10 protein-coding genes are annotated in these 11,271 nt (G+C 73.6%); 5 read left to right on the plus strand and 5 right to left on the minus strand.

What is annotated here, in order from left to right; translation table 11 throughout:
- The 5 genes from F8271_RS26165 to F8271_RS26185 form a co-directional block, all read right to left on the minus strand.
- A partial coding sequence (locus F8271_RS26165; protein ID WP_151492483.1) for an aminotransferase class I/II-fold pyridoxal phosphate-dependent enzyme occupies positions 1–715 on the minus strand: 715 nt, incomplete at its 3' end.
- A 3-nt stretch (positions 716–718) separates the two neighbouring features.
- Positions 719–1,822, minus strand: coding sequence for an alpha-hydroxy acid oxidase (locus F8271_RS26170; protein ID WP_151492484.1), 1,104 nt, complete (start codon positions 1,820–1,822; stop codon positions 719–721).
- A complete protein-coding gene (locus F8271_RS26175; protein ID WP_151492485.1) occupies positions 1,815–2,792 on the minus strand; it encodes an alpha/beta hydrolase in 978 nt (325 codons plus the stop codon). The genes F8271_RS26170 and F8271_RS26175 overlap by 8 nt, the downstream gene beginning before the upstream one ends.
- A 9-nt stretch (positions 2,793–2,801) precedes the next feature.
- Entirely contained in the window at positions 2,802–4,013 is a 1,212-nt protein-coding gene (locus tag F8271_RS26180) for a cytochrome P450 (RefSeq protein WP_151492486.1), read from the minus strand.
- Positions 4,014–4,079: 66 nt separating this feature from the next.
- On the minus strand, positions 4,080–5,384 hold the full coding sequence (locus F8271_RS26185) for an SGNH/GDSL hydrolase family protein (RefSeq protein WP_151492487.1): 1,305 nt from the start codon (positions 5,382–5,384) through the stop codon (positions 4,080–4,082).
- Positions 5,385–5,646: 262 nt separating this feature from the next.
- Here F8271_RS26185 and F8271_RS26190 point away from each other — a divergent pair, with 262 nt between their 5' ends.
- The 5 genes from F8271_RS26190 to F8271_RS26210 form a co-directional block, all read left to right on the plus strand.
- A complete protein-coding gene (locus tag F8271_RS26190) occupies positions 5,647–7,206 on the plus strand; it encodes an AMP-binding protein (protein ID WP_151492488.1) in 1,560 nt (519 codons plus the stop codon).
- On the plus strand, positions 7,203–8,426 hold the full coding sequence (locus tag F8271_RS26195; protein ID WP_151492489.1) for an MFS transporter: 1,224 nt from the start codon (positions 7,203–7,205) through the stop codon (positions 8,424–8,426). The genes F8271_RS26190 and F8271_RS26195 overlap by 4 nt, the downstream gene beginning before the upstream one ends.
- Positions 8,427–8,578: 152 nt before the next feature.
- Positions 8,579–9,526: an aminoglycoside phosphotransferase family protein gene (locus F8271_RS26200; protein ID WP_151492490.1), complete on the plus strand. Its 948-nt coding sequence runs from the start codon at positions 8,579–8,581 to the stop codon at positions 9,524–9,526.
- 111 nt (positions 9,527–9,637) lie between these two features.
- The gene (locus F8271_RS26205) at positions 9,638–10,432 is read left to right on the plus strand and encodes an exo-alpha-sialidase (RefSeq protein ID WP_225854773.1); all 795 of its coding nucleotides are present in this window, start codon (positions 9,638–9,640) and stop codon (positions 10,430–10,432) included.
- Positions 10,433–10,599: 167 nt separating this feature from the next.
- The coding region (locus F8271_RS26210; protein WP_151492491.1) for an SGNH/GDSL hydrolase family protein at positions 10,600–11,271 on the plus strand (672 nt) is incomplete at its 3' end.

Raw genomic sequence — 11,271 nt, forward strand, 5'->3', positions numbered from 1 at the left:
CGTCGTCGAGGTGGAACAGCCCGTACGGGTTGTCCTCCAGCAGCAGCAGGTCCTCCTCGGCCGCCAGTGCCAGCAGACGTCGCCGCTCGGTGGTGTCGATGCTGACCCCGGACGGGTTGGCGAAGTCCGGCATCAGGTAACAGGCGCGCGGCCGAAGCCCCGCCGCCCGGGCCCGACCCACCTGCGCCCGCAGGTCCGCCAGGTCGACCCCGGACGGCCCGCCAGCGACCGGCCACACCGGCAGGTCAACCAGCCGGGCCGCGCCGGTCAGCCCCACGTAGGTCGGTGCGACCGCGAGCAGCACATCCGTCGGTCCGGCCCGCAGTGCCCGCAGCACCAAAAACATCGCCTCCTGGCACCCGACGGTGACCACGACGGCCTCCGGATCGACCGTGATCCCCTCGTCGACCGCGAGGTTACGGGCGATGAGGTGGTGCACGATGCCCTTGGTCCGGCCGTACTGCAACAGCAGCCGCCGGGCCTGCTCGGGTGAGTGCCCCACCTCGTCGACGAGGTGCCGGTGGAACGTGTCCAGGTGCCGGTGCACCGCCGCGACGTCGAAGAACTCCTCGTACGGGCGGCCGGCCGCCAGGGACACCGCCGCCGGATAGCGCTCGGACACCTCGTTGAGGAAGTTCATCGAGGTCAACGCCGGATCGCCGAGCGCCGGGTGCAGGTCGGCGAGGCGCAGGTCGACCGGGTCGGTGACGGTCACCGCTCAGCCCACCCCGAGCGTCCGCAGCTCGGCCGCCGCCGCCGGATCGGCACAACCGGCCAGGGTGAGCGCGTCGGTCAGCTCGGCGGCGAGCAGCGCCAACGCGTCCCGGGCCGCCGGCTCACCACCGACGGCCAACGCCCAGAGCAGCGGTCGGCCCACGAGCACACCGGCCGCGCCCAACGCCAACGCCCGCAGCACGTCCGTTCCGCCGCGGATGCCGCTGTCCAGCAGCACCTGACAACCGTCGCCGACCGCGTCGACGACCTCCGGCAGCATGGTCACGCTGGCCGGCGCACCGTCGAACTGCCGGCCGCCGTGGTTGGAGACGACCACCGCGTCCGCGCCGACCCGTACCGCCTCGACCGCGTCGCGCGGGTCCAACACCCCCTTGACCACCAGCGGCAGGTCGACCTGCGCACGCAACCAGGCCAGGTCCGCCCAGCGCAGCGCCGGGGCGAACGACGCGGTGGTGTGCGCGGCGATCGCGGACACGCCGGGGGCGCCGGTGTGCGCCAGGGCGTCACGACCGTCGGGCAGGTTCGCGGCGACCACGTCGTCCGGCAGCCGGAACGCGTTGCGCAGGTCCCGGGGTCGCCGGCCCAGCACCGGCACGTCCACGGTGACCACCAGGGCCCGGCAGCCGGCCGCGACGACCCGGTCCAACAGGTCACGGACGAGGGACCGGTCGCGCAACCAGTAGAGCTGGAACCAGACGTCCGCGCCGACCCGGGTCACCTGTTCGATCGGTGTGCTGCCCAGCGTGCTCGCCAGGTACGGCACCCCGGCCACGCCGGCCGCCGCCGCGAGACCCCGTTCTCCGTCCGGGTGCAGCAGCCGCTGGTACGCCATCGGCGCCACCCCGACCGGCATGGCGTACCGGCGGCCGAGCAGCCGGGTGCCGAGGTCGACGGTGCCCGCGCCGCGCAGCACCCGGGGCAGCACCGCGACCCGGTCCAGCGCGCGACGGTTGGCGGCCAGGGTCACCTCGGCCGCGCTGCCACCGCCCACGTAGTCCCACACGTCCGGCGGCAGCACCGCACGGGCCCGCTCGGCGTAGTCGTCCAGCGACACGGCCGGCACGTCGGTCAGCACCGGGTCACCCACCGCGCACCGCCGAGCCGGCCGGGCTGGCGGCCGCCCGGTCCGGCAGCCCGAAGTGTTCCCGCAGGAACGCCGCCGCGCCCGCCTGCGCCCGCCGCCCGTCGGTGAACACACCGGGCATCGCGAAGAAGCCGTGGATCATCTGCGGGTAGTGCGCCAGCCGGGTCGGCACACCGGCCTCGCGCAGCCGCTCGGCATAGCGCTGCCCCTCCGCGCACAGCGGGTCCAGTTCGGCGGTGACCACCAGCGCCGGGGGCAGGCCGGACAGGTCGTCGGCGAGCAGCGGCGAGGCCAACGGGTCGCGGGCCTGCGCCGGGTCGGTGAGGTAGTGCGTCCGGTACCAGGCGACCGAGTGGCGGTTGAACAGCGTCGAGTCGTCGCCGACCGGGCCGGCCGGCGCACCGCTCTGGTCGGTGTTCGGATAGACCAGCAGCTGAGCGGCGAGCGCGGGCCCGTCCGCACGGCAGAGCAGGGTGACCGCGGCGGCCAGGTTCCCGCCGGCGCTGTCCCCACCCAGCGCCAGCCGGCCCGGGTCGGCACCCAGCCGGTCGGCGTGCCGGGCGATCCACACGGTGGCGGCGTGACAGTCCTGCACCGCCGCCGGGAACGGGTGCTCCGGGGCCAGCCGGTAGCCGACGGTGATCACCTGGCAGGGCACCAGGTTGGCCAGCCGCCGGCAGATGCCGTCGGCGGTGTCGATGCTGCCGAGCGTCCACCCGCCGCCGAAGAAGTACAGCAGGGTGGGCAGCGCACCGGAGCCGGCCGGCCGGTACACCCGCAGCGGCAGGTCCCCGGCGGGACCGGGGATCCGCTCGTCGCGTACCTCGAAGACCTGCTCGACCGCGCCGGCGCCGGCGCGGATGGCGGCCAGATCCGCGGCGCGGGCCTCGGCCAACGTCTGGTCGTACAGCGGTGGGGTGCCGGCCGCGGCGCGGGCCGCCCGGTACGCCGCCACCTCCGGGTGCAGGGCCATGCCGGTCTCCTAACCGCCGGTGCTGATCAGCAGCTTGTCGATGCCACGCAGGAAGAGGCTGCCGCTGTACGTCGGCGTCTCGGTGACCGTCAGGTCGGGGAACCGGGCGAACAGCCGGGGCAGCGCGAGGCGCCCCTCCAGCCGGGACACCGCCGCGCCGAGGCAGAAGTGCGGGCCCACGCCGAAGGCCAGCGACGGAGGCCCGGGTCGGGTCGGGTCGAAGGCGTCCGGATCCGCAAAGCGCGCCGGATCCCGGTTGGCGGCCCCGATGATGATCAGGACGTCGTCGTCGCGGGCGACCGGCACGCCGTCGAGCACGGTGTCCGCCGGCGCGGCGCGGGCCAGGAAGTGCACCGGGCTCTCCAGCCGCAGCACCTCGTCGACGCAACCCGTGGTCAACTCCTGGTCGCCGGGCAGCGCGGCGACCGTCTCCGGGTGGGCCAGCAGCAGCGGCAGTCCGTTGCTGAACATGTAGACGGTGGTGACGAAGCTGGCGTTGAACAACACGATCAGATTACTGACCAGCTCATCCTCGGTCAGCTCCACCTCACCGGAGTCGAGCGCCTCGACCAGTCCGCTGAGCAGGTCGTCGCCGGGCGACCGCCGGCGGTGGGCCAGCAGCTCCCGGTAGAAGACCCGCAGCTCCTCCGCCGCGGCGTTGGCCGCGGCCAACCGCTGCGGGGTCTTGCCCGCCACATCCAGCAACTCGTCGATCCGCTCCACCCGCTCGCGGTACCACACCAGGTCCTTGACCGGGATGCCGATGAACTCGGCCATCACCAGAGCCGGGATCGGGTACGCGAAATCCGCCACGAAGTCGACGACATCGCTCCCCGCGTCGGCCATCCGGTCCAGCAACTCGTCGACGACCCGCACGATCACCGGCTCCAGTGCGCCCAACCGGCGCGGGGTGAAGGTGCGGGAGAAGACGTGCCGCATCCGGGTGTGATCGGGCGGGTTCACGAACATCATCGAGGTCTGGAAGGTCCGCAGGATCTCGTGCTCCTGCCAGCCCGGCGGCGGCTGTTTCGTCCACTCCGGATCGCGCAGCAACCCGTCGATCAGGTCGTAGCCGACCGCCACCGCCGCCACCGTGCGATGCTCGGCACGGGCCGGCACCGCGCTGACCGGCCCGAACCGGTGCAGTCCGGCGTACCACGGGTACGGATTCTGGCGGCCCTCTTCGCTGTACAGGCCGGTGAGCAGATCCTGCACCGTCACGACGTACTCCCCCCCAGGATGTCGGTGCCGGGGGCGGCGACGATCACCCGCCACCCCCGGCCGGTGTCACAACCCGAGCAGCCGCAGCGGCACCGCGTCAGCGAGAGCCTGGTTACCGGCGTCGTTCGGGTGGATGTGGTCGCCCGAGTCGTACGCGGGCGACAGCTGGCTGGGCCGCGCGGGGTCGCGCAGCACCCGGTCGAAGTCGAGCAGCCCGTCGAACTCCCGGCTGCCGCGCAGGTACGCGTTCACCGCCTGCCGGGTGGCCTCCTTCTGCGGCGTCCACACACCCGGTGCGCCGTGCCCCTCGTACGGGGTCAGCGTGGCCACCAGGCTGGTGAGCCCGCGCTGCTGGAGCTGCTGGTTGATCTGGCGCAGGGTGGCGATGATCGCCTCCGGCGGGTCGTTCGACATCCAGATGTCGTTGATGCCCAGGTGGGTGACGACCGTGCGCACCCCGGTCTGGGGAAAGACGTCCTCGTTGAGCCGGGCCGCCGCGTTCGGGCCGAGCTGGAAGTAGCCGGGGTAGTTGCCGTCGCCCGGCTCGGTGCCCTCGTGGTTGAGCCGGTTGCCGGCGAGGCTCAGGTTGAGCACGCCCGGGGTGCGCGCGTCCGGGCGGGCCGCGAGCAGCCGGTCGGACAGCAGGTCGGGCCAGCGCCGGTTGGCGTTGACGGTGCTGCCGTTGCCGTCACCGATGGAGTCGCTGAGCACCACCAGCGCGCCGGGGCTGGCCTTGCGCTGCACGTCGATGCCGGAGAGGAAGAACCAGCAGCAGGTGGGGCGGGTGGTGAACCCGGTGCCCTCGGCGGCGCCGGTCAGGTCGCCGGCGCCGATGAAGTTGGCCTGCTGGGACTGCCCGTGGAACGTGGTCGGGCCGGTCTGCGTCGGGAAGTGCAGGGTGACCACCAGGTCGCTGTCGTCCGCGACGGGGAAGGTCAGCGGGTCGCTGAGCAGTTCGGCACCCCGGTTCATGGTGGCCGAGGCGGCGCCGGTGAAGGTCAGTGGACGCAGCGAGGCCGCGTCGATGTCGGACAGGTCCTCGGCGGTGGCGGTGTTCGGTCGGGCGACGGTGGCCCGGCCGACGCGCACGGCCTGCTCGCCGTACAGGTTGCTCAGGCGTACCCGCAGCGCCGGGCCGCCCACCGAGACGTGCACGACCATCCGGACGCTCTGGTCGTTCAGGCCGGTGTTCGTCAGCCCGACCGAGTTGCCCCGGGTCACCGCGGTGGCCCAGCTGCCCGCCCACTCGGAGCGGTCGGGTCGGCCGGCGGCGGTCCCGGACGGACCGGCGCTGGCGACGACGGCGGGTGTGCCCGTGACCAGCACCGCGACCGCGGCGGCGACGACATGCCATCTCTTCGGGGTCGACATGGAACCTCCATCGTGTGGCAGCCCAGGGCCGTCCGCTGACGGCGCCCGCCTGGACGATGGTCCAGAAACCTAGCCGCCGCCGCTGACGGGCGTCAATCAACCTGATCGACGCGATCAAATGTCCGCCGGGCCTGCCAGATCGCCCTTCGGCCGGGTTCCGGCGAGCCCTCGTCGGCCTAGGCTCGCAGGCGGCGGCGATGCGGTCGTTTCGTTCACCGGGGAGCGGCCCGGGGCCGCCGCTATCTCGGATGGGGGCTGCCGGATGACTGACGGACCCGGGCACACGACGACCTACGTGGACACGGTGCTGGGCCTCTTCGCCGGGTTCGGCGACCGGGAGGCGCTGGTCGGCGGGGACCGCCGTCTCACGTACACCGAGGCCGCCGCTCTGGTCCGCGCGATGGCCGCCACCCTGACCCGGCACGGCGTACGCCCCGGAGCGGCGGTGCTGGTGACGGTGGCGAACGCGGTGGAGGGCCCGCTGCTCCAGCTCGCCCTGCACCTGATCGGCTGCCGGACGATGTGGGTCGCCCCGGTCACGTCCCGCCGGGAGGTCGACGAGTTCATCCGCCTGGCCCGCCCCGACGCCCTCGTCTACGACGCCCGCGACCCGGCCAGCCTCGGCCCGGAGCTGGCCGCCGCGCTGCCCGGCACACCGGTGTGCTGCCTGGGCACGGGCGGCGCCGGGCCGGATCTGACCGCCGACGCCGACCCGGTCGGCCTGCCGGAGTCCGTGCCCGCGCCGGAGTCGTTCCTGCAGACCAGCGGCACCACCGGCAGTCCCAAGCTGGTGCACCACCGGGAGAGCTTCTACACCCAGATCCTCGCCCTGGCCGCCGACTTGCGCGCCGCCGGGTTCCCGCTGCTGCGGCACCTGTCGCACTCGCCGATGTGGCTGGCCAGCGGGCAGATCACCACGCTGTTCAACCTGTTCACCGGCGGGGTGCTGGTCCTGCGTGACGACTGGGATCCGGTGGCCTTCGTGGACACCGTGCAGCGGGAGCGGATCAACTCCACCTTCGTCACCCCGCCGATGCTCTACGAGCTGCTGGACCATCCGGCGCTGGTCGGCGCGGACTTCTCCGCCATGTTCATGTTCAACGTGGGCGCCGGGCCCGCCGCGCCCGCCCGGCTGCGCCAGGCCATCGCGCGGTTCGGCCCGGTGCTGCGCATCGTGTACGGCCTCAGCGAGGCCGTGGTGATCACCGCGCTGCCCGGCCTGACCGACGACCCGGAGCACCCGGAGCGGCTGCGCTCCTGCGGGCGGCCCTACGGCGACGTGCGGATCGAGATCCGCGACGACGACGGCGTGGTGGTACCGGCGGGCCGCGACGGGGAGGTGTGGGTGCACACCCGACTGAGCTTCGCCGGCTACCACGGCCAACCGGAGCTGACCGCGCAGACGCTCGTCGACGGTTGGGTACGCACCCGCGACATCGGTCACCTCGATGACGACGGCTACCTCTACCTGGTCGACCGGGCGCACGACATGATCGTCACGCACCGGCGGAACTGGGCGATCTTCTGCCGTCCGATCGAGGATGTGCTGGCCGGACACCCGCAGGTGCGGGCCGCCGCCGTGATCGGCGTGCCGGACGAGACGGTCGGCGAGGTTCCGTACGCCTACGTGGTGCCGGCTCCGGACGCCACGGTGACCGGCGCGGAGCTGATCGACCTGGTCACCGCCGAACTCAACGAGATGTGGGCGCCGGCGGGGGTGGAGTTCGTCGAACGGCTGCCGGTGAACCGGTCGGTCAAGGTGGACAAGCGGGCGCTGCGCGAGCGGTACGCGGCGCGTCGGGCGGCGGCGGTCGGGGCGTGACACCCCGCCGGCAGCTGATCGTCCTGGTCGGCGCGGACCTGATCTCCAACCTGGGCACCCGCATCTCGGTGGTGACCATCCCGTGGCTGGTGCTGGTCACCACCGGCAGCCCGACCAAGATGGGCCTGGTCGCGTTCGCCGAGACCCTGCCCTACCTGCTGTCCAGCGCGTTGGGCACGCCGTGGGCGGACCGGATCGGCCTGCGCCGCACCTCGATCATCTGTGACGCGGGCAGCGCGGTGGCCATGGTGGTGGTCGCGCTGACCCCGTGGTTGGGGTTCGCCCCGCTGGTGGCGCTGGTGGCGGTGGCCGGCGCGCTGCGCGGCATCGGTGACCGGGTCAAGCACGTGATGTTCCGGCCGGTCGCCGAGGCGGCCGGGGTGCCGCTGATCCGGCTGACCTCCGCGTACGACGGGTTGAGCCGGCTGGTGACGCTGTTCGGCGCCGCGGTGGGTGGGGTGCTGATCGCCGCGTTCGGGGTGACCGAGGCGATCCTCATCGACGCGGCCACCTTCGGCGTCTGCGCGCTGCTGATCGGCGTCCTGGTCCGGCCTCCGGCCGCCGCGGCGCGGCCCGTCCAGCCGGAGGGCTACCTGCGGGCGCTGCGCGGCGGGTTCGGCTATCTCGCCCGGGACCGGCCCCTGCTGGGCATGCTGGTGGTCGTCTCGGCGCTCAACATGGTGGCCAACGCCAGCGTGGCGGTCTACATCCCGGTGTGGGTCGCCCGGGAGCTGCACGGCCCGAGCGGGCTGGGCCTGGTGCTGGCGGCGTTCTCGGCGGGCGCGCTGCTGGGCAACGTGGCGTTCACCGCGCTCGGGCCGCGACTGCCGGCCCGGTCGACCTTCCTCGTCGGGGCGCTGGTCGCCGGCACACCCCGGCTGGTCGCGCTGGCGATCAGCGACGAGCTGCCGGTGGTGCTCGTGGTGACCTTCCTGTCCGGGATCGGCATCGCGGCGGTCAATCCGCTGCTCGGTGTCGCGCTCTACGAGCGGGTGCCACCGGAGTTGCAGACCCGCGTGATCGGCATCGCCGGGTCGTTGGCCTTCATCGGTCTGCCGGTCGGCGCTTTGCTCGGCGGCTGGTCGGTGGACGCACTCGGGCTCACCCCGGCGCTGCTGGCCATGGCGTCGGCATGCCTGCTGGTGACCGCGTTCCCGCTGGTGGCCAGGGCGTCCGACCCGACGTCACCGACACGGCCCACACCTGCCGCCACCGCCTGACGTTCCCGCTGCCAGCGGATTGCGACCCCCTCGTGCGGTTGAGGGACGGCGGGCCCGCACCTCCCGCACGCCTGTCCGAGCGCCGGCCCAACGGCCCCCCTGTCGGCGCAAATCGGTTGCGGGCGGCCGTCGAAGCCCACAGGCTCGGGCGGATGAGCGCACAGCCCGTACCCGACGTACCGCACAGCGACGACACGACGGCCCGGCGCACCGACGACACGACGGCCCGGCGCATCGACGCGGGCCTGGTCCGCCGACTGGTCGCCGAGCAGTTTCCCCGGTGGGCCGAGCTGCCGGTGCGCCCGGTCGAGGTCGGCGGCTGGGACAACCGCACCTTCCACCTGGGCGAGGACATGACCGTGCGGCTGCCCAGCGGCGAGGGCTACGCGGCGCAGGTCGCCAAGGAGCAGCGCTGGCTGCCGTGGCTCGGCGCGCGACTGCCACTGGAGATACCCACCCCGCTGGCCCACGGGCGACCCGGCGCCGGCTATCCGTACCCGTGGTCGGTCTACGGATGGATCGACGGCCGGACCGCGCGCCCCGAGCGGATCGACGAGCTGACCGTCTTCGCCACCGACCTCGCTGCCTTCCTGCGCGCCCTGCACGGCGTCGACACCACCGACGGCCCGGCGGCCGGCCCGCACAGCGCCTGGCGAGGTGGCCCGCTGTCCACGTACGACCCGGAGACCCGGGCGGCGATCGAGGCGCACCGCGACCGGCTGCCCGTCGACGTGGTCACCGACATCTGGCAAGCCGCTCTCGACGCCACCTGGGCCGGGCCGCCGGTCTGGTTTCACGGCGACGTGGCGGACGGCAACCTGCTGGTCCGCGACGGCCGGCTCGCCGCCGTCATCGACTTCGGCTGCTGCGGCGTGGGCGACCCCGCCTGTGACACCGTGATCGCCTGGACCCTGCTGCACGGTCCGAGCCGGGCCGCATTCCGGGCCGCGCTCGGTCTCGACGACGCCACCTGGGCCCGAGGACGAGGCTGGGCACTGTGGAAGGCGCTGATCACCCTGGACGACCCGCACCCGGCCAAGGCCGCCGGGGCCCGGCACGTGCTCGACGAACTCCTCGCCGAGCACAGCGTGGCCCGCTGAGCCCGTACCGCACGCCCGGGGAGTTCGTCGAGCGTTCGTCTCGTCGCCGCACGACCGTCGGCGCGAGGGTCTAGCGTCGGCCGTCGTCACCCCATCAGGAGGCCGCCGCGCATGACGTCGTCACCCACCCGCCGCGTCACCGCCGAGGTCACCGCCGTCCACCGGATCGGCGACACCGCGCCGCACAGCGCGTTCACCGACCTCGTCCGGCATGCCGGCCGGTGGTTCTGCGTCTTCCGCGAGGCACGGACCCATCTCTCCGACGACGGCGTGATCCGGGTGCTGACGTCGACCGACGGACGGTCGTGGACGTCCGCGGCGGTCGTCCGGCAGGCCGGCGCCGACCTGCGCGACCCGCGCCTCGTCCCCCGGCCGGACGGGCGGCTGCAACTGCTGGCGGCGGCCGCCACCGGTGCGACCACCAAGACGTTCGAGACGGTGACCTGGCTCTCCGTCGACGGGCACCGCTGGGGTGCGCCGATCCCGGTGGGCGAACCGGGCGTCTGGGTGTGGCGGGCCGCCTGGCGCGACGACGTGATGTACGGCGTCGGCTACGCCACCCGTGACCCGAGGTTCGCGCGGCTCTACCGCAGCACCGACGGCGTCGACCTCCGGCCGTGGGTGCCGACGTTGTTCGAGGGCGGCTACCCCAACGAGTCCGGGCTGGTCTTCGACCCGGACGGCACCGCCCTCTGCCTGCTGCGCCGCGACGGGGACGACGCCACCGCGCACCTCGGCCGGGCGGCACCGCCGTACCGGGACTGGAGCTGGACCGACCTGGGTGTCCAGGTGGGCGGGCCGACGCTGCTGCGGCTGCCCGGCGGGCGGTTGTTGGCCGGCGTACGCCTGCTCGACGGCGAGGTCCGCACGGCGATCTGCGCCGTCGACGTCGCCGGGGTGAGCTGACCGAACTCGTCGCGCTGCTCTCCGGCGGAGACACCAGCTACCCCGGCCTGGTCTGGCACGACGACCTGTTGTGGGTCAGCTACTACTCCTCCCACGAGGGACGGACCTGCGTGTACCTGGCCGAGGTGAGCCTGGCCGAGCGGTCGGCGGTCGGCTAGCGTGCCGGCATGCCATCGACGCTTACCGAATCGACGGACCCGTACTGCCTCCGCCCCGGGGAGGCCGCCGACCTGCTACGCGGGCACCCGTGGAGGCGGTTCGTGGCGCTCGGCGACAGCGTCGTGGAGGGCATGTGCGAGCCGACACCGGGCTACCCCGACGTGCAGTGGGCCGACCGGATCGCCGCCGAACTGACCGCCGTGCGCCCCGAGCTGGCGTACCGGAATCTGGGTCGGCGCGGGCTGCGGGCGCACCAGGTGCGGGCCGCTCAGCTCGCCGCGGCGCTGGCCTTCGCGCCGGACCTGGCGCTGGTGGTCTGCGGCGGCAACGACGCCTTCCACCCGGCGTACGACGCGGACGCGGTGGACGCCGAGCTGACCGCGATGATCGGCGCGCTGCGGGACGCCGGCGCGGATGTGATCACGGTGGGCATGTTCGACGTCTCGCACAGCCCGGCGGTCCCCGAGGCGCTACGCCCGGGCCTGCACGAACGGATGCAACGGCTCTCCGCACACACGGCCGCTCTCGCCGAACGCCTGCACACGATCCACGTGCACCTCACCGACCATCCCCTGACGGCCGACCCGACCCTCTACAGCACCGACGGCCGCCACGGCAGCGCCCGCAGCGACGCCATCGCAACCGCGGAAACCCTCCGCGCCCTGTCCACCCACCAACCC

Origin of the sequence: Micromonospora sp. ALFpr18c (assembly GCF_008868155.1) — a bacterium.
Taxonomy (GTDB): Bacteria; Actinomycetota; Actinomycetes; order Mycobacteriales; family Micromonosporaceae; genus Micromonospora.